General features: G+C 40.4%; 14 protein-coding genes. 6 read left to right on the top strand and 8 right to left on the bottom strand.

What is annotated here, in order from left to right; translation table 11 throughout:
• The first annotated feature begins 106 nt into the window (after positions 1 to 106).
• Positions 107 to 613: a hypothetical protein gene (locus H6G79_RS24355; protein ID WP_190592543.1), complete on the top strand. Its 507-nt coding sequence runs from the start codon at positions 107 to 109 to the stop codon at positions 611 to 613.
• A 129-nt stretch (positions 614 to 742) separates the two neighbouring features.
• A complete protein-coding gene (locus tag H6G79_RS24360; RefSeq protein ID WP_190592542.1) occupies positions 743 to 2,626 on the top strand; it encodes a DUF4157 domain-containing protein in 1,884 nt (627 codons plus the stop codon).
• A 190-nt stretch (positions 2,627 to 2,816) separates the two neighbouring features.
• On the opposite strand, the gene H6G79_RS24365 is transcribed toward H6G79_RS24360, so the two are convergent.
• Positions 2,817 to 4,136 carry a D-alanyl-D-alanine carboxypeptidase gene (locus H6G79_RS24365; RefSeq protein ID WP_190592541.1) on the bottom strand — a complete coding sequence of 440 codons (1,320 nt, stop codon included), beginning with the start codon at positions 4,134 to 4,136 and terminating at the stop codon, positions 2,817 to 2,819.
• 419 nt (positions 4,137 to 4,555) lie between these two features.
• Here H6G79_RS24365 and H6G79_RS24370 point away from each other — a divergent pair, with 419 nt between their 5' ends.
• Together H6G79_RS24370 and H6G79_RS24375 are read left to right on the top strand one after the other, a co-directional pair.
• Positions 4,556 to 6,394, top strand: coding sequence for a HEAT repeat domain-containing protein (locus tag H6G79_RS24370; protein ID WP_190592540.1), 1,839 nt, complete (start codon positions 4,556 to 4,558; stop codon positions 6,392 to 6,394).
• Between the two features lie 670 nt (positions 6,395 to 7,064).
• The gene (locus H6G79_RS24375; protein ID WP_199334048.1) at positions 7,065 to 9,404 is read left to right on the top strand and encodes a diguanylate cyclase domain-containing protein; all 2,340 of its coding nucleotides are present in this window, start codon (positions 7,065 to 7,067) and stop codon (positions 9,402 to 9,404) included.
• Between the two features lie 223 nt (positions 9,405 to 9,627).
• Here H6G79_RS24375 and H6G79_RS24380 read toward each other — a convergent pair whose 3' ends face one another.
• The 4 genes from H6G79_RS24380 to H6G79_RS24395 all read right to left on the bottom strand — a co-directional run bounded on the left by H6G79_RS24380 (position 9,628) and on the right by H6G79_RS24395 (position 12,256).
• Positions 9,628 to 10,698, bottom strand: a complete 1,071-nt coding sequence (locus H6G79_RS24380; RefSeq protein WP_190592539.1) for an LOG family protein — start codon at positions 10,696 to 10,698, stop codon at positions 9,628 to 9,630.
• Positions 10,699 to 11,085: 387 nt separating this feature from the next.
• The gene (locus H6G79_RS24385) at positions 11,086 to 11,358 is read right to left on the bottom strand and encodes a hypothetical protein (RefSeq protein ID WP_190592538.1); all 273 of its coding nucleotides are present in this window, start codon (positions 11,356 to 11,358) and stop codon (positions 11,086 to 11,088) included.
• Positions 11,339 to 11,584, bottom strand: coding sequence for a hypothetical protein (locus H6G79_RS24390; protein WP_062297687.1), 246 nt, complete (start codon positions 11,582 to 11,584; stop codon positions 11,339 to 11,341). Before H6G79_RS24390 ends, H6G79_RS24385 begins: the two co-directional genes overlap by 20 nt.
• Positions 11,585 to 11,803: 219 nt before the next feature.
• Positions 11,804 to 12,256, bottom strand: a complete 453-nt coding sequence (locus H6G79_RS24395; protein ID WP_190592537.1) for an SRPBCC family protein — start codon at positions 12,254 to 12,256, stop codon at positions 11,804 to 11,806.
• Between the two features lie 410 nt (positions 12,257 to 12,666).
• Here H6G79_RS24395 and H6G79_RS24400 point away from each other — a divergent pair, with 410 nt between their 5' ends.
• Entirely contained in the window at positions 12,667 to 14,313 is a 1,647-nt protein-coding gene (locus tag H6G79_RS24400; protein ID WP_190592536.1) for a mechanosensitive ion channel, read from the top strand.
• Positions 14,314 to 14,658: 345 nt separating this feature from the next.
• Here H6G79_RS24400 and H6G79_RS24405 read toward each other — a convergent pair whose 3' ends face one another.
• Together H6G79_RS24405 and H6G79_RS24410 are read right to left on the bottom strand one after the other, a co-directional pair.
• Positions 14,659 to 14,985: a helix-turn-helix domain-containing protein gene (locus H6G79_RS24405; RefSeq protein ID WP_190592535.1), complete on the bottom strand. Its 327-nt coding sequence runs from the start codon at positions 14,983 to 14,985 to the stop codon at positions 14,659 to 14,661.
• Between the two features lie 472 nt (positions 14,986 to 15,457).
• A complete protein-coding gene (locus H6G79_RS24410; RefSeq protein WP_190592534.1) occupies positions 15,458 to 16,435 on the bottom strand; it encodes a DUF1517 domain-containing protein in 978 nt (325 codons plus the stop codon).
• A 1,034-nt stretch (positions 16,436 to 17,469) separates the two neighbouring features.
• On the opposite strand from H6G79_RS24410, the gene H6G79_RS24415 reads away from it, so the two are divergent.
• Positions 17,470 to 18,681, top strand: coding sequence for a glycosyltransferase family 4 protein (locus H6G79_RS24415; protein WP_190592533.1), 1,212 nt, complete (start codon positions 17,470 to 17,472; stop codon positions 18,679 to 18,681).
• Here H6G79_RS24415 and thiS read toward each other — a convergent pair.
• Complete coding sequence (gene thiS, locus H6G79_RS24420; RefSeq protein ID WP_190592532.1) at positions 18,678 to 18,890, bottom strand: sulfur carrier protein ThiS; 213 nt, start codon at positions 18,888 to 18,890, stop codon at positions 18,678 to 18,680. The two genes, H6G79_RS24415 and thiS, sit on opposite strands and share 4 nt — an antisense overlap.
• Positions 18,891 to 18,907 lie beyond the last annotated feature (17 nt).

Raw genomic sequence — 18,907 nt, forward strand, 5'->3', positions numbered from 1 at the left:
CGATAGCCTTCCTATTTGATATCCAAATAAAATAGACAAGGGAGACAAGGGAGACAAGGAAGATAGATATTTGTAAACCATTTATGATTGCTATATGAGTAGTTATATGAATAACTCATTGATATTTGAGCGCCATTTTAGTGAAAAACTTAATATCTCACTAGAAATTCCTCAAACTTGGCAAAAAATTGCCAATCATCATTTAGATGAGCATACCGAAGGATATTTTTATCCTGCACAATCAGCACATAATCCCCAAATTTTTATTAAAAAAATTGTTATTCCAGAAACAGAACAACACGAACAAAACTTTATAGAACTTGCAGATGAATTACTACAATTACCCTTACAAAAATTACAGCCAGAACAGTTTGAAATAATTTCTCAAACACCAACAAAAATTGATAACTATTCAGCGAGATTAGATATTTTTGTGTTTCAACCTCCTGATGTTGAACTGCCCATTACACAATATCAAGTTTGTTGGCAATGTCATCACCTTGTTTATGGATTAGTTGCAATGGTAGAGTCAACCGCAGAATTAGAATATTTACCAATTTTCGCCACAGTTGCAGGTTCGATTAACTGCCATCCTGATGTTAGTAGCAAATGATATATGAACAATAGTGTCGATTTTGGCGATCGCTATTTTTCTTCAGTAAAATAGTGCCAAATTTTGACAAACCTTCTGCCGCAAAAATACGGTGTGTTTTGTGTTGGCAAAAATATCTGGAGAAGAAAAATGTATAAGCGACAAACCAGTAAAGGTCAATCATCTACAAATCATGATGCACCAGCAAATCAATTTGCACCCCGTCGCTTTGTCATCCAACCCCAAACCGAAGAAGCAGAACAAACACCAGCAGATTTACAAGCGAAATCACAAACAACACCTGTTAACCATCTTGCTAATATTCCAATTTTTCCCCCTGGCTATCAACCACCGCCACCACCAAGAATCCAAATGAAACTTAGCATTGGTGAACCAGGGGATAAATATGAACAAGAAGCTGACAAACTAGCACAAGATGTAGTACAGCGAATCAATTCTTCAGAAACTCCACCATTACAGGCACAGTCACAACCAGAAGAAGAAGACAAACTGCGAGCTAAACCCATAATGCAACGTCTTTCTGTTGAAGGTGGTATGGCTGCAACACCTGATTTAGAAACGTCTATTCAACGGGCAAGGGGTAGTGGACAACCTCTGACAGAAAGTATCCGGGAACCAATGGAGACAGCCTTTGGAGCAGATTTTAGTGGTGTCAAGATTCACACCGATGCTCAGTCAGATCAACTGAATCAATCAATTCAGGCGAAAGCGTTTACCACAGGTCAAGATATTTTCTTTCGCCAAGGAAATTATGATCCAGTAAGTAGAGGCGGACAGGAATTAATCGCCCATGAATTGACTCATGTAGTGCAGCAAGGACAGAGCAGCATAAAACCAACTTTGCACAAAAAAGAAACTCAGGGGAATGATACTCCATATCTAAAACAAGCAGCAGATACCATAGGTGATGTAATTGCTTCAAGAGAACAAAATATTTATAGAAAGATTGCTCTCGAAGCAGGGACAGTTTCAGAGATGACTATTCAAAGGGAAATTTCTGAAGAGAAATTTATTACTGATACCACATCAACTTTTTGCTGTTTTAGTTGGCGCAAAGGCACAGATGAGCAACGAAATACAATTGAAGGTCTTCTGCGGAAGTTTGAACAAGCCGTTGATACGGTGAATAAAGTTGTAGCTTTGCAGGAACTTGTCTTGAAGGCGAGATTGATGAGAACTGATAGTGATAAATTCCAAAATGCGCTGGATTCAATTGTAAATGAAGGGAATCAACTGCTGGATGGCTTAGAAAAATCTCCAGAATGGATACAACATAAAGAGGAAAAAGAAAAAGCCCAGAAACAAGCTGCCGACAAACAGGAACAAGAAAGGATAGATAAACTAGGTACATTAGACTGGGAAGGCAGAGTAAATGCGTTTAAAAAACAATATGGTAGTGCAGTTGTAGATACATTGATTGCTGATACTAAAGAATTGGAAGGACAAGCCAAGTTATTAAAATTGACAGAGAATTTTAAGAATATTGGCTTTAAATACACTATGAAAAACTCCAATTATCAAGCATTACTTAAAGGAACAGTTAGCGGAGATTGCAATACTTTAAGCAATGTGATGGCAGTAATTGTTAAGGAAATATTTTTGATGGATGCAAAAGTCAAAGGACATGCTGATCTATTAGTTACCAGCAGTGAAAAAACCATAGATCCCAATAAGCAGCCAACTGGGGAAAAAGGAGAATATTGGGTTTTTGAAAATCATTATTGGGTGGAAGCAGCAGGTAAAGAATATGATCCTTTGTTTGGAAGGGAAAAAAGTGAAGATGGCTGGCAGGCAAGACAAAAAGTTGCAGACATTAAGGAACTAGGACTAAATGTAGAAGACTATGGGGGAGACTATAAAATCGTGCTGCTATTTGGGTCAGGTAATTTGATGATAAATAATGTCACTGAAGAAATATGGAGTACACACCTTGCAGGAGCAAATAAAGTGAGAATGGATAATCCAATTACAGCTACTTATCAGGAGATGGTAGAAAAGGTTAAGGCTTTGTAGTGCAATATGCGATCGCACCCATACCAAGAAAATTAACTGAAGATTTATCCGTAGAGCAAATTTTAGATCACAAATCATTCACCAAAAAAGATGCTCTACGGTTCTTCATAGTAATTGCCAGAGTGCTTGGGACATCAAGAGACAACAAAATACTTTTAACTCTATACCCTGTCACCTGTCACCTACTTTACTAACCTCTAAACAGAATTTCGTTGCGACTAGTAGCGCCTAGTTCTGGCAAAGAGTTAGCGGGTGAGTGGGGAGTAATAGCGGTGGGAATTGCGGGAACTACTTCTAGTTCTTTCACAAGACTTTGCAAGAACTTATCTTGTTCTATGCGGTAATTTGAGACGAAGGGGCCACGGTTGAGGATAGCAAACCAAACTAAACCGCGATCGCGTGTTGGGATGACACCAGCTAATGCACTCACATCACGAAGTGTACCAGTTTTCATCACAGTACCGACGGGCATGTGTCTGCTGTGTAATGTTCCCCGACGATCAAACCCAGACATCGGAAACAAATCTGCTAAATTCAGGTTGTGTGCTGCTGCTTGCTGTTGAATTGCCATTAACATCGCACAAACAGCCCTGGGAGAAATGCGATTTTCTGGGCCGAGTCCAGAACCATTGATTAATTGAATTTCTGACTCAGGTACTCGCGCCAGATAAGCTGCTGTTGATTGCACTACACCTGCACCACCTACTGATTCTGCCAGCATCTGTGCCATTTCGTTATTGCTGTAAACGTTCATTTCTTTCAGCAATTGGCGCAAGGGCAAAGATTTATGACGCACTAGCAAGGTTTGTTGGGGTGTTTGAGGGGCAACTTTGACAGCACCTGTAATTACAACTTCTGGTTTGGGTGTGCCTTTGGGCATGATGGAGTAGATGTAATTAGCTGGACGAGTCCAAGTTTTATGGTTTAGTGCTTGCTTCACCATTTGACCAGCCAGTAGGGGGTGACGCTGAAAATTCATGGCAAAATTGCCTGTAATCACCAAGTTCCCTTTTACTTGCTTAATGCCCATTTTATTGAGTGTATTGCCCAGGGCGATCGCTTCTTCCCAGACAAACATCGGGTCGCCACCACCAGCAATGACCAAATCACCCTGCACTACCCCATTGACTACAGGCCCGGTAGTGCCAATTAAAGTTTCAAATTGATGGTCTGGCCCCCAAGTTTTTAACGAAACTAGGGAAGTGGCAATCTTGGTTAACGAAGCCGCCGGTAATGGTGTTGTTCCTTGATGATTAGCCATGAGTATTGGCCCAGACTGTAACCAAACTCCTTGGCTTTCGGCTAAATTTTGGGCAACTAATTTAGATTTAACTAGTCCTTGTAAGTATTGCTGGACGGTAGTTACGCCGGTGGGGTTGGGATCAGTAGCCAGAACCAAGCCAGGGTTTGCTTGCCCAGCTAATGCTTCTAAAGCATCAGAAGGCTTAATTTCCACCCCAGCCATTTCCAGCCACAGAGAAACCAAACCCGAACTTAATAATTCCAGCATTTCTTACTCCCCAAATTCTACGATATGATTCGTGATTTACTGTGCTAATATACAGGCTTTTTTATGCTCATCAGCATTGGGTAATCATAACTGGTCTATTCCTAATCTGGTAGTCGGTAGAAGAAATTTTTATTTGTTATTTATTTGACTTGACAATTGTTAGACTGTTTTGATTTCTAAGCTATAGCGATTTTATTTGATATGTGAGTCAGAGGGACAAGGTATACAAGGTAGGCAAGGGAGATAGGTTTGTGAATTGTTGAGGATTACTATGGATAGCAAATACTAATATTTATAGCAAGACTTAAACAATTTAATCGCAAAACTTTTCTGATGAATTTTACCTAATTAATTTATCTTATGCAAGTTTTTAGTCTTAGGAATTTGGGAATTATAAAGATACAATCATTGGAATTTTTATGTCTCTTTTAACAGATGCGCTGGACAGAATTGAGACTTGGTTAGTGAGTCATCAACCTGAATTTGCTTTGAGTTTAGCACCTGGATTAACTCGCCCAGAAATAGACGCAATTGTGGAGAATTTTCCTTATCGCTTACCAGAAGAATTATACGAGTTTTACGGGTGGCATAATGGTTGCCAAAGCTTGAGTTGTGGCTATGTAGTTCCTAAGTTTGACAATTTTTTCTCTTTGCAAGAGGCGTTGAAATGGTACGCAGACTTTTTAAGTTGGGGCTTTGATTGGAATCCGCAGTGGCTAACGATATTAGATTTTAATGGTGATTATAGATACGCTATTGTTACAGGAGAAGATTCTGCACCTGTTTGGTTTATCGATCCAGAATGTGGCATTGAAGAAATTCGCTGGGATAGTTTAACAGACTTAATGCTGGCAACGGCAGAGTGTTACGAAACTGGTGCTTATTATCTTGATGATGAAGGATACATGGAGACAGACGAACAAAAAGTTGCAGAAATTCACCGTAAGTATAACTATCGAGGCAGAGTAAAATCAACTACGAATGAATCTTACAATCCTGAGCCGCCAACAGTTGCTAGTGAAGTTGATTTATCTCATCCGAATGCCCTAGAAGAGTTAATCCAGGCTTTGCAAGCTGCGCCATTGAGTCCTGATGCTGGGATGTTGCAAGAAATGGCAGCTAATACGTTAGATAATTTAGCGAATTTGGGTTTAGCTAATCAAGTTGGTGCGGAACCGTTAGTAATTGGTTTACAAAATATACTGTATGACAATGCTGGTCATGCTCTGGCGGCACAAAAGTTAGGTGAATTAGGCGATATTCGAGCAGTTGAGCCACTGTTACAAGTTTTAAACCATCCCTCTAGTAAAGTCAGAACAAATGCAATTAAATCATTGGTAAAGTTGGGAGATAGTCGAGCCGTTGAACCGCTAATTCAGTGTTTGCAAGACTCAGATTTTTTTGTGCGAGCCGACGCAGCATGGGCGCTGGCTGAATTTGGCGATACTCAAGCGATTGAACCGTTAATTGAAGTATTGAGTTATCAAAATCATTCTACTGCTTGTCGTGCGATCGCCTCAGCATTAGGAAAGTTTGGCGATGTCAGAGCCATAGAACCTTTGAGTGCAGTTTTTCGCAGCAATGGTAGTTTTCTCATAGATGTTTCTAGTTTTCCTCACGTCAAATTAGCTGTGGTTCATGCTTTACGGCTTATTGATGATTCTAGAACTACAGATATTTTGGTGGAATTTCTTAGAGATAGAGAAGGTTTATTACAAGCCATCAACAGAGATTGGCTACGTTCTGAGCAAGCAACTCAGCAAGTAATTGAGACTCTCTTTACCCGTCAATATCCTGACTTAATCCCAATTTTAGCCCAGTTGATGCAAGATTCTGAAAGTCGCATCCAAATGAACATAATTTCAGCGATCGCTAAGATTGTCAATCCCCAAATAGTTGATTTGTTGATTTTAGTATTAGCCAGTGAAGATAACTGGCTACGTAAAATGAGTATTTCTTTTCTCGGAAACAGAAGAGAAACTAAAGCCGTTGAGCCTCTGCTCAATATTTTGCAGAATCCAAATGCAGATTTACGTTTAACTGCTGTTCAAGCTCTAGAAAAAATTGATGATTCTAGGGTTGTAGATGCTTTAATTACAATGCTCAAAGATGAAGATGATCATGTGCGTGGTGCAGCCGCATTAGCATTAGGCAATGTAGGAAATTACCGCGCCGTAGAAGCCCTAAACCAATGTTTAGCAGATGAAAACTCGGTGGTTCGTAAAATCGTTCAACAAGCATTAAATAAAATTGCGTAGCTAAGAATAGTGAAACGGTATAACAGGACATTTTTTTCAATTGGCAGTCTTGTCAAGCTGTGATGTTAATATATAGCTAGTCTTTGAGAAAAATAATTCTCAAATCAAGCTTTTGCAGTTATCATTTGGCAAATATAGAACTCTTATTTAATTTCTGAAAAAAACTCAATAAAGTTTCTATTCCCTGTTCCCTGCGATGCAATGAGCTTGTCGTTCGCCTAGCATCCTGACAGGAGAAGTGTTTCCTGTTCCCCTCTTTCACAAGTAAGTTCAGAAATTAAATCGGATTGCCATATCACAATAACTGCAAAAGTCTCAACTGTTGAAACTAAAGTATACCTGCGGGAGAAATAGTTAGTTTTTGCAACACAATATTACATTAATTTGAATCAATAAACTTTGTGAATTGGCATTTAAAGTTTTGAATAAATATCCAATTATGGGCTTGAACTTAATTTTAAATTCAGGTATGTTGTAGTTATAATCATTCTCATACAAGTAAACTCAGTCAATTTACTTAATTAGCTAAATCATGTAATATATTCATAGCTTTCAGTATCTATTCAAGCTTTGCGGTTATCCTGAAACAGATTCTCACACCTAATTTAGTCATAGATAAACATCACAAAAACTTGACTTTAAAAAGTATCCAGTAACCATCAAAAGACAAGTGGCATTGCCAAAACATATCTCTGTCGCAGAATTGAAGGCATTTGAGAGATTACAAACTCCAATTTGGATTTATGATTTGGAAAGAATGCAGATGTGGTGGGCAAACAAAGCATCACTTCGTCTTTGGAACATTCCCATTCAGGAAGAATTGCTCAATCGCAACTTTAGTAATGTTCCCGAACTGAGGTGGATAGCTGAGAAAAAATATCTGCAAGAATTTCAACAGGGAAAAACCATCACTGAAAGCTGGACATTTTACCGAGATGGGGAAACTGTTGCTGTGCGCTGTTTTTGTTCTGGGGTTAAAATCAAGCCTGGACGGATGGCAATGTTGGTGGAAGGAATTGTCGAATCCAGCCATCCCATCGAGATAGACATACGACGCACCCGTGAGTCGGTGATTGAAAATTCCCTGATTTTGGCAAATCAACAGCAAGCAGCTTGGGAAAAAAGCCAACGCGCCGAAGCAGAGTTGCGCTGGCGGGAAGCATTGTTAAGTTCTTTGACAGACACATCTGTACTAGGGTTTTTGGTAGTTGACAATCGCACCGACGAAATTTTGTATTTTAATCAACGCTTCTGTAAAATTTGGGGGCTGGAGCATTTAGAAACGCAAATGCGCCTTGGTTTATTGAAAAATAATGATATTATCCCTGAGTGCATACCGCTAATAGCCGATTTACCTGCATTTATAGAATCCTGTAAACCGTTACAGTCTGAGGAAAATCGTACGGTAGTGGAAGATAAAATTTTGTTTGTTGATGGACGGACAATTCGGCGCTTTTCTAGCCAAATTCGAGATACTCAGGATCAATACTTTGGGCGACTATATGTTTTTGAAGATATTAGCGATCGCCTAAAGACAGAAAATTCACTCAAAAATAGTGAACAAAGCTATCGCTCAGTCATTACCACAATGGCAGAAGGCATTATATTACAGCAAGCCGATGGTAGTATTACAGCCTGTAACAAAAGTGCCGAAAGAATTTTGGGTTTGACATCTGAGCAAATTAAGGGAAAAGCTGCTATTGATCCACGATGGCGAGCGATTTATGAAGATGGTTCACCCTTTCCGAGGGAAAATTGTCCGGCTTTGGTGACATTACGTACAGGGCAACCCCAGTTTAATGTGATTGTAGGCATTTATAAACCTGATGGCAGTTTGACATGGATTTCAATTAATTCTCAGCCCTTGTTTCATCCCCATCAATCAAAACCTTACGCAGTAGTAGCATCATTTACAAATATCACAGCCCACAAACAAGCTGAACTAGCACTACAACAGCAAGCCCAACGAGAACGGATGATTGCGGCGATCGCCCAACACATCCGCCAATCCTTAGATTTAGAGGTAATTTTAAACACAACTGTCGCCGAAGTTAGAGAATTTCTGCAAACTGATCGTGTGATTATTTATCGTTTTCAGTCCAATTGGAGTGGTGTAGTGGTGACTGAATCTGTAGCCGCAGATTGGGAAGCGATTTTAACTATGGAAATTACAGACCAATATTTTGTAGACACCCAGGGAAAATATTACCAACAAGGTCAAATTAAAGCTACTTCAGATATTTACACAGCCGGATTGACTGATTGTCATGTGCAGTTACTCGAAAAATTTCAAGTCAGAGCTAAACTAGTTGTGCCAATTTTACAAAGCGATCGCCTTTGGGGTTTGTTAATCGCTCATCATTGTAGCGCCCCCCGCCATTGGCAAGCCTGGGAAAGTGAACTACTGCAACAACTAGCGACACAACTAGCGATCGCAATTCAGCAATCGGAACTATATCAAAAATTACGACTTGCTAACCAGCAACTAGAAAACATCGCAATGGTTGATCCATTAACTCAAATTGCCAATCGTCGCTGTTTTGAGAGTAAACTGCAAAGTGTCTGGCAATATCTGATCAGAGAGCAAGGTTGTATTTCACTACTATTATGTGACGTTGACTATTTCAAAAAATATAATGACACCTATGGTCATCGGGCGGGAGATGATTGTTTACGCCTTGTAGCCCAAGCTTTTCAACAAAATCTTAAACGCAATACAGATTTAGTCGCTCGTTATGGGGGTGAAGAATTCGCCGTTATCTTACCCAACACTAACGAACGAGGTGCTATTCAGGTTGCCCAAGCAATTCATAATACTGTTAAACAGTTCAATATTCCCCATTTGGCATCAACAGTCAAAGAATATGTCACCTTAAGTATTGGAATTGCGACTGTAATTCCCACTGCTGATTTGCAGCCTTTAGATTTAATTGAAGCCGCAGATCAAGCCCTTTACCAAGCTAAAGCCCAAGGGCGCGATCGCTTTTGTGTGAGTCAAATTTATGCTTAGTAGGTTACAGGTTATAGGTTACAGAGGTAAAAGTCTTCTGCTGCTATCCTTGAAAATATTGGGTTACTACTCAGCACTCAGCACTATGGGCAGGGGATAAGGGAGACAAGGGAGACAAGGGGGACAAGGGAAGGGAGACAAGGGAGACAAGGGAGCAATCTTTCTACCCCCCTCTACCTTGTCTACTCCCACTCAGCACTCAGCACTCAGCACTCAGCACTTTCTACTTCCTTTCAGGATGTGCTATTTCCTCTTGGGAAGGACTACCCATTTGGTTAATTGTGGCAATCATCTGATATAACCGCCCTAAATCTCGTTGATTGAAGTGCAGAATTAACCGAGGTAAATCCGCAGTTTCATCTTGGGCTTCTTGGGGTAATGCTTGACTTTTTTCAATTTTGCCTTTGACGAGAATATCGCTGAATTCAGCATTCAGTTGTTCGACTTCAGCATCTGACAAATTGCAACTTAAACGAATCACTAACTGATTACTAACGTAGCGGCTGGAGTGATAAACCTTGTAAAAATCTGTAATGGCGTTGCAGGCTACTTCCAGGTTATCTGTCACCGTGTACAAACTAGGGTCTTCTGGACTGACAAGACCTTTCTGCACCAGTTGTTGATCAATATAATCGCTCCAAGACCGCCAATAATCACCGCCGGGATGGTCAATTAATACTAAAGGTACAGGGCCAAATTTACCTGTTTGGCTTAAAGTCATACACTCAAAAGCTTCATCTTGAGTGCCAAATCCGCCAGGAAATAGCGCCACCGCATCACTTTCTTTGAGGAGGAATAGCTTGCGGGTGAAAAAATACTTAAAGTGAATTAACTTTGGATCACCTTCAATAATTGGATTTGCTTGCTGTTCAAAAGGTAACTGAATATTTAAGCCAAAAGAATTTTCTCGCCCAGCACCTTCATGACCTGCTTGCATAATCCCGCCACCGCCGCCTGTCATTACCATAAATCCCAGTTGAGTCACAGCGCGACCAAATTCCAACGCCATTTTGTATTCTGGCGTTTCTTCAGAGAGACGGGCAGAACCAAATATAGTTACTTTACGTACGTGTCGGTAATTGTAAAATAACTCGAAGCCTCGCTCCATATCCGCTAAAGCAGCCGATAATATCTTCCAATCCAGACGATCAATGTCACTATCGGCTAGACGGATGATAGTAGCAAGGGTCTGTTGGATATATTGCCGATTTTTTAACGTCGGTAGGCGATCGATTAAGTCAACAATATCAGCTTGCAGAGACTCTAATGTGTCGAACGACGCAGATGAGGTCATGAGAACAGATGGCAGAGTGGCAATACATTTTATCTAATTTTGGAGTGATATTTACAATTTTTTTAGAATTTGTTGAAATGGTGGGGAAAGAGGGGCTAGAAGCTAGGGGATTAGGGACTGGGGATTAGATACTTTAGAAAAACCCCTAACCTCTAACCTCTAATACCAATTCACGCAATTACTGATACAAATCACCTTCTCTGAGCCTCTGCTTGCTTTGCGATCGCCGAGCGTTCGCGCAGCGTCTCCGTCAGGAGAAGTCGAGGCGCTGGTTGCATATCTGTATCATGTTTAAAGTGAAATGGTATAACCTCTAACCTCTGATAAGCAAAAACAAAACCCCTCTAAAGAGACGCTTAGAGGGGCAAGATTTGGGTATGTATAATTTCAGTTATTCTCAAAATTACGCAAAGGCTTGAAAACACGCAGATTCTTTCGCTTATTCTTGTGATGAGTCATTAAATAATTATCAGCATAACGGAAGGCGGATGCACAATCGTAAGCCGCGATCGCTACAGCTTGCAAAAATACTTGCAGAGGAATTTCAAAACTAGAAATTCTTTCTGTGAGCAGTAATAATTCCCTATCTGTTGCTGGTACAGCAGTTTCTTCTGCCCATTCTGGCTCATTAAACAAGTCTTCAACTAGCGCCTTGGACATTTTGTACCTCCCCAAACGCATAAGAAGCAAAGCCTGCGATGAAATTTAACTGTTCTTCACGAGTTTGCAAGTTAACAGGTAGTTCAGTACTAGGAAATCCTAGTTCTTTTAAGATATCCAAACAGTAAGCACTGGTTTGACTATATGAAGCTTGCTCCCATTTATGGGCTACTTCTTTTGCCATTTCCAGATTGACTCTAATAAATTTCATCGCAGGGCTAGTCATAAGTTGCACCCTAATAAACTGGATATTGGCAGTTTTGATCAGAACCCCAGTTCAATGTAACCGTGATTTTGCTGAATTTATGAAGATGGGTAATTGAAGGATCAGCGCATTTGCGTAATTGACGGCTGAGAGAATACGCAAATTTTTCAGAATAAACCAAGACAGTCAAGCGCAATGATACTTAAGTGCTGACAGTATCTACTGGAATACGGAGATTGATTATTGACCAATTTGTACTTCTTCTGCAACCCGTTTAAGGCGGCGTAATTGGGCTTGCATATCTTGTTTTGTCCACGATGCAGCAAAATTATTAAATCCCCAACTCACAATGGGATTAGGAATCACAAACTCGAAGCGATTGAGTAAGCATGTTCCCTTTGCTACTGGTTGACATTCCCAGCGATCGCGTCCTTGAAAAAATCCCTGAAATTCCCAAACCACTAAACCCGGTTGTCGTTCGACGACCACACTTTTTAGAGTTGGTTTCACCACAGGAATTTGAATAATAAACCGACTTTGACCGCCTATATCCGTACTCCAAACCTCACCTATAGGTTCGCAGCGCAAAGCAGGATTTAGCCAACGGTGCATCAAACCTAAATCGGTAATGCAGCGTTCTACAATTGCGGCTGTGGCGTTAATTTGAATTGATTGTTCAAAAACTTGGGTCATGCCAGCTTACTAATCCTGTCGCTGCCCTTAGATTAACTCAAAATGGCTTGTTATAGCAGAAGGCAGCAGGCAGTGGTTCGGCTACGCGGTAATCGAGCGAAGTCGAGATTCACCAACCGGAGGCAGAAAAGAAAAGAAAAGTAGGTTGAGTGGAGCGATCGCGAAACCCAACAAAGTCTTAACTTAACAAAACCCTTGCACCGAGTCTCAACAATTTTGTGTGTCAACCCTCAATATTTTGTTATTTGTAACAAATTAGCCTATCTATCAATTGTCTAGATATATTTACTGGTAAATTGATACGCAAAATTCACGTAAACTTACTAGAGTGTAATTTGGCATCCTCAAATCTACTCTACTGAGTTCACAAGTATTTTTGGCAAACACATAAACTTAATACCAAAGAAACCATGAACACAACTTGGCCAGGGATAACCCGGTTGATAGACATGGGTTTGTCGATAAAAGGGCAGGAATTGTTAGGACAATCACCTAATCTGCCGTTAGATCAACCAAACTTAAACCAAGGAATTGCGGATCTGCAAGGAATTGGACAACAGGTAATTCTATATACACCAAGATTGCTAGGTGCTGTAGCGATTTTGTTGGTAGGGATACTGGTTGCTTTGGTGATAGCGGCAATCACTAGAAGCATCCTGAATCGCACAGACATTGATAATCGCATTGCGGCGGGAGTAACAGGACGCAGAGATGTTCCTCAAGTTGAGAAGTTCATCTCTAGTTTGGTCTTATGGAGCATTATTCTCATCACGGTAGTAGCTGCTTTACAGGCGCTAGGACTGGAAGTTGCTTCTCGACCCCTGAATAATTTCCTTGACCAACTAATAGGCTTTTTGCCAAAAGTTTTGGGTGCAGGCATTCTGTTAGGGGTGGCTTGGGTGTTAGCAAGTATTATCAAACTTGTGACATTGCGAGGATTGCAGGCACTCAAATTAGATGAGCGGTTAAATCAAGAAACGTCGGAAGATAATATCAGCCTCGATCGCATTTCTTTAAGTGAGACGATCGCTAATGCTTTATATTGGTTTATCTTCTTACTGTTTCTGGCACCAGTTCTTGATACTCTCGGACTCCGACAGGCACTTTTACCAGTACAAGCCTTAATTACCGAAATTCTTTCAATTCTGCCCAATATTTTGGCAGCAATTTTAATTGCGGTGTTGGGGTGGTTTTTAGCGAATATTGTCCGCCGAATTGTGACTAATTTGTTAGCCACAACGGGCATCGATTATTTAGGTAGTCGGTTTGGACTTTCATCAGCAATGGGCGCACAGTCTTTATCGACAATTATCGGCACCATTGTTTATGTTTTAATTTTGATTCCTGTAGCGATCGCCGCCCTGAATGCTTTAAGAATTGAGGCGATATCTGTGCCAGCAATTACTATGCTGCAACAGATTTTAAATAGTTTACCTGCTATTTTCACCGCCGTAGCTATCTTAATTGTCGCCTTTTTTATCGGGCGTTTTGTTGGCGATTTAGTCACTAGTGTTTTAACTAGTTTGGGCTTTAATAATATTTTTGCCGTACTAGGTTTACCCTCACCTGCTAGACAAGAAGTACAGACCGAAGCACAACCATTAACCCCACTCCGCACACCATCAGAAATTGCTGGCATTATTACTTTAGTCGGCATTCTGCTATTTGCCACTGTGGCAGCAGTGAATATTTTAAATATTCCGGCTCTGACAACATTGGTAACTGGCATTTTAATTATTTTGGGGCGGATTATTGCCGGATTAATTGTGTTTGCGATCGGATTATTCCTGGCAAATCTCGCCTTTAATTTAATTAGCAGTTCCGGCGATCGCCAAGCAAAGATTTTGGCTCAAGTAGCCAGAATTTCTATTATTGCACTAGTTTCGGCAATGGCATTACAACAAATTGGGGTTGCCAGCGATATTGTCAATTTAGCATTTGGTTTATTACTCGGTGCGATCGCTGTTGCTATTGCTTTAGCTTTTGGTTTGGGTGGACGCGATATCGCCCGCGAACAAGTTAAAGAGTGGCTAGATTCTTTCAAGGATAAAAGCTAGTACAACAAGGTAAAAGTCAAAAGGAAAAAGGAAAAAGAAAGAATAGTGATACCACAAGCCTTTTTGTAATTCCAGATGCTCACTGAGCGTAGTCGAAGTGCGGTCTGTGTATTTACGCCGACTTGTACTAGTACCATGCTTGTAACAAAGCAATCCTGATGAAACTTATTTTATGAGCCTTGTCTGAAAGTTGGACTAGTATTTGTACTCAGCACTTTCAAGCTAGGAGGTAAAAAGATAGAAAGCACTTCTTGATGAAGATGCAAGTTATCTGTTGTTGTAGAGACTTTGCATACAAAGTCTCTACAGCTTTGATCAAGCCCCTTCGAGGCAGTCAATCTTAGACTATAGTGATATGACAGTTTCAACAAATTCGCCCTGAGTGTGACGAGAACGAAGATGCAAGGTAATTTCAGTATCAAGTCGCTTCAGGAAAATGAGCAGTTTTCCCTCACTGAACCGTTGAAACTCTCCTTTCATTAGATGATATACTTCTGGCTGCGGAATGCCAAGAAGTTCGCTGATTTCACGCTGTTTAAGGTTACGCTGTTTCAGCAGGCGGAGTACCTGAATCCCTATTTTGCCCCTGGTAAAAAGTTCATCTGCATTTGACAAACCGAGGTCAGCGAACACATTGCCACTGCTTTCTTCAAAAACTGGTTCTTGTGTCATTGTTGTTTCTCCCTTGCCACTGCGTCCTTATAACGTTGTTTAATCAGGTCAACATCAGCCTGTGGAGTTTTATTACGGTAGTCAGATATGTTAGGAAAATTTGAAAGCTTGAATGCCAGTAATAGTAAGACTTTTCCTTCTGCCTTCTGTTATATTATTTGCGATTTGCAACTACAAATATAGCAATCCTAAATCATTTGTGAAATTCTCTTTCTTTTCCTTCTTTGTGTACTTTGCGTCCTTTGCGGTTCGTTAAAAAGAATAATTTTTCACAACTCAGATAGGATTGCTATATAGCAGTCCTAAATCATTCGTAAACTCAAAGATCCCCGACTTCTTCAAGAAGTCGGGGATCTGAGCCTCTCGATTTTCACACATCAAATAAGATTGCTATATACCCATGAAAAAACCCGCTTGCAGGAATGAATTAACCATCTTGGGCGGGTTTTTAATTCTGGCTTCTGACTTCTGCTTACATCAATTTCAAATCAGGATATTCTGCGAACAAATCATCAGAAGTTAAGGTATCACCTTCAGCTTGAGGAGTCCATAAAACTTCAATTGCTAACAATTGTTCACCAGGAATGCTACCCATTTGGCGCAAGGCTTGGCGTAAGTCGTCAGCAGAGTTGATGGCGGGAATTTCAAATTTACCGAGAGTTGCTGCTAACAAAGTAACGATAATATATTCCCCAGGGCCTTCAGTAAAGAGGCGAGTTGGGTTGTCGAGTTCATCACTAGCAGGTAAGGCTTCTTTTGCTAAAGCAGCTTTGAGTTGGTTATTAACGTTAGAAAGAGTTTCTTCACTAAATTTGCTGCGTTCTGCCAAGGCTAAACGATTAAATTGACTTTCCGCAGAATTTAATTTAGCTTGTTGTGTACCACCACCTCCATAGACCCAATATTCTGGATGGCGGAGTAAAGCTAGACTAGTTTCTTGCACAACTGCGGCTCTACCTTCGGGAGAGTTAGTATCAGCCAGTTCCGCAATTTTGTTGAGTGCGGGTTGCAAATCGCGGGCTTGGGCTAACAAACCAACTTGCAAGCGAGTTACAGAAACATTGGGGTTGCTGTTATAACCAACTTCATCAATTCCGCCACTGTTAGCACGACGGAAACTTTGAACCAGGAAGTTAGCGATCGCAATAAAAATTAGAATTGTAAATAGACCGCCAAATCCTCCGCCAATACCCCAAAACGGTAATAGGAACGGAAAGCCAAAACCACCGCCAGGATAAGGAGCATAATATCCGCCACCACCAGGAGGCGCGTAGGTACGGGGTGTATAAGTGCGGCTCGAAGGAACTCTAAATGAACCGCCACCGATACGACCACCACTGCGAGCCGCTAAAGCCCCGTCAGCATGACCTAATGCTAAGGCTAATACTAAGCTGAGGACAAAGAAGGTTTTTAACAGTGGTTTGATGGTTTGTTGTAGTTTTTTACGCATAACACAGTCGCTTGAAAAATTTTATTGCTGATGATTGCATCCTATTGTTGATAGGATTTTGCGGTATGTAGCTGATGCCAGCCCGCGACTAGTAAGCGAGTATTGTATTGGCAGTAGCTTTCTGTAACATCATTAACTGTTGCTACATCTTCAATTTACCGCGACTTATCCCAGGTACACAGCAGACGGAGGGGGGATTTCTGTAGTAGATTACCGTACCTTGGAACTTCTGCTAGAGCTTAGGAACTTTGGGATCAATTAATAATTGCCCTAAAAGTCAGGCTAAAGATGGGTGCATCCACTTTCAGCATTCAACCCTGCGCTAAGGCGCACGCTACGCGAACAGACTGAAGTCTGGTACTATGCAAACTATTTGCCAGTGTGGCTACCCATACTGAATAATTTAAGTTAGACTATAAGGCTAATATCGCACTCATATTTGATTTGAAAAAAATCAATACCTGAGATCAGGCTTCTGTACTAATGTCTACTAATAAAGATAATTTCAATTACCAAAATTGATGTTTATGTATTCACAAAATGGCATCAATTATTACAAAAATAAATATATACATAAATCACATTTGATTTAGAGAAAAAATACTTTTTCCTACTCACTGCCTATCGCGCTTCGCTCACCACACAAGTAGATTGGGAAAACCAACCGCATTCCCATATCTATTGGGAAGATGAAAATCAATTGCGATTCTATATATATGTAGATATAGTATAAATAGCACCAAGATTAATCAGAATTAGTCGAGCAAATTTATTACCACAAAAACTTAGATTAGTGGGTTTTCTACTGTACAATTTCAGTAAGTTATTGATGATGATAACTATTATTCAGCAATTAGTTGATGTTGCTGAAATGTCAAGTATGAGGTGTACTTTGATTGATATCGAAATACCTAAGTGATGATGATAATCAGTCTCAAAGTATTTAGTAAGCAAAGCTAATTTATTAGTAAGAATCTAGTTAAATTAAACATGCAAAACTAAAACATTATTTACATCAAAATACAAAAATTAACATGGAACATATTTCTCAACTAGCGCCAAACATTAGAGAACAAACAGCATGTCCAGATATTTTAGTGATATCACGTCAATTTTTACCACAAGAGGCGGTGATTAGCGAATATATCTATAACCGTTGTGTGCAAGATCCAGAACGGATTATTGTGTTGGCGGCTAGTTGTGCGGGCGATAAAAAATTTGATGAGACACAACAGTTTCCTGTCTATCGCTGGCCTAATTCTCAATACTGGCTAGGAAAATTTTGGGGAAATATTTTCCAGCCGTTGATGAATTTAGTTGGCTCATTTGTATTAGCAATTAAACTTTATTTTCGCTATCACTATCGTTATATAGAATGGGGACACAGTTACGAGTTTCCCTCAATATTATTATTGAGCTATCTATTACCTATCCGTTTTTTTATTTATTTACACGGTTTTGATATTCGCTCTGTTTTGGGCAATCCTTTATGGCGATCGCTCTTTAAGTTAACATTATCCCGTGCCACAGGCATTGTTTGTAACAGCGCCTTTACAAGAGATTACCTCAGAAACGCATTCCGGTTACAAACTCCTACCCATGTTATTCATCCCATAGTTAGACCAGAAAAATTTAGCGCCGGGACAAACCCAAGTCATCTTGATGATTTACGGGTCAAGATACGCCAAATTTACAACATTCCCGAAACAGCAATTGTCATTCTTTCCGTGGGAAGACTAGTAAAACCGAAAAGCTTTGAACGAGTAATTGAGAATCTCCCCTTGTTACTGACTGTGGGGATAGATGTTCACTATATAATTTGTGGTCAAGGTGCGGGTGAGTCGGAATTGCAGACTCTTGCACAACGTTTGCGGGTAGACCAACGGGTACACTTTGCTGGTTATGTACCTGAAAGCGAGTTAGCAGGTTATTATGGGGCTTGTGATATCTTTGCGATGCTGACTGTGAATGATAGCAAAGCGAGATTTATTGATGGTTTTGGGGTGACATATCTAGAAGCCAGTTACTTTGGTAAGCCTGTAATTGCTTCCCGGTTAGGTTCTGTGATTGAGGTAGTGAGTCACGAAGAAAACGGTATTTTAGTCAACCCAAAATCTGGGTATGAAGTTTTTCAAGCCTTTAAACGCTTGTGTCAAAACCAGCAATTGCGAGAACAACTCGGTCGCAAAGGTAAAGAATTAGCGAGGCGCAAAACTCTTCACCGGATGCTTTATCAAGAAAATTAACCACCGCCGACAATGGTAACAACTTCCAAGCGATCGCCTGGCTGTACAATCGTTTGTGACCAAAATTGGCGATGCAAAATTTCCCCGTTATACTCCACCGCCACTAAGCGCGGATTGAAACCCAATTGTTGTAGTAAATCGGGTAACAACGATGGAGATGAACAACTGCGGGTTTCTCCATTTACCTGAAGGGTAATTTGCTCGGACATAAGTAAGTGCTGAGTGC

Origin of the sequence: Anabaena sp. FACHB-83, from assembly GCF_014697485.1 — a bacterium.
In the GTDB taxonomy this organism is placed as follows: domain Bacteria; phylum Cyanobacteriota; class Cyanobacteriia; order Cyanobacteriales; family Nostocaceae; genus Nostoc_B.

Excerpts from the sequence above, each read along its gene's own strand:
- H6G79_RS24365 (WP_190592541.1), bottom strand. The coding sequence starts at position 4,136 with ATGCTGGAATTATTAAGTTCGGGTTTGGTTTCTCTGTGGCTGGAAATG.
- H6G79_RS24385 (WP_190592538.1), bottom strand. The coding sequence starts at position 11,358 with ATGTCCAAGGCGCTAGTTGAAGACTTGTTTAATGAGCCAGAATGGGCA.
- H6G79_RS24410 (WP_190592534.1), bottom strand. The coding sequence starts at position 16,435 with ATGCGTAAAAAACTACAACAAACCATCAAACCACTGTTAAAAACCTTC.
- H6G79_RS24390 (WP_062297687.1), bottom strand. The coding sequence starts at position 11,584 with ATGACTAGCCCTGCGATGAAATTTATTAGAGTCAATCTGGAAATGGCA.
- H6G79_RS24380 (WP_190592539.1), bottom strand. The coding sequence starts at position 10,698 with ATGACCTCATCTGCGTCGTTCGACACATTAGAGTCTCTGCAAGCTGAT.
- H6G79_RS24395 (WP_190592537.1), bottom strand. The coding sequence starts at position 12,256 with ATGACCCAAGTTTTTGAACAATCAATTCAAATTAACGCCACAGCCGCA.
- H6G79_RS24405 (WP_190592535.1), bottom strand. The coding sequence starts at position 14,985 with ATGACACAAGAACCAGTTTTTGAAGAAAGCAGTGGCAATGTGTTCGCT.
- H6G79_RS24370 (WP_190592540.1), top strand. The coding sequence starts at position 4,556 with ATGTCTCTTTTAACAGATGCGCTGGACAGAATTGAGACTTGGTTAGTG.
- H6G79_RS24360 (WP_190592542.1), top strand. The coding sequence starts at position 743 with ATGTATAAGCGACAAACCAGTAAAGGTCAATCATCTACAAATCATGAT.
- H6G79_RS24355 (WP_190592543.1), top strand. The coding sequence starts at position 107 with ATGAATAACTCATTGATATTTGAGCGCCATTTTAGTGAAAAACTTAAT.
- H6G79_RS24415 (WP_190592533.1), top strand. The coding sequence starts at position 17,470 with ATGGAACATATTTCTCAACTAGCGCCAAACATTAGAGAACAAACAGCA.
- H6G79_RS24400 (WP_190592536.1), top strand. The coding sequence starts at position 12,667 with ATGAACACAACTTGGCCAGGGATAACCCGGTTGATAGACATGGGTTTG.
- thiS (WP_190592532.1), bottom strand. The coding sequence starts at position 18,890 with ATGTCCGAGCAAATTACCCTTCAGGTAAATGGAGAAACCCGCAGTTGT.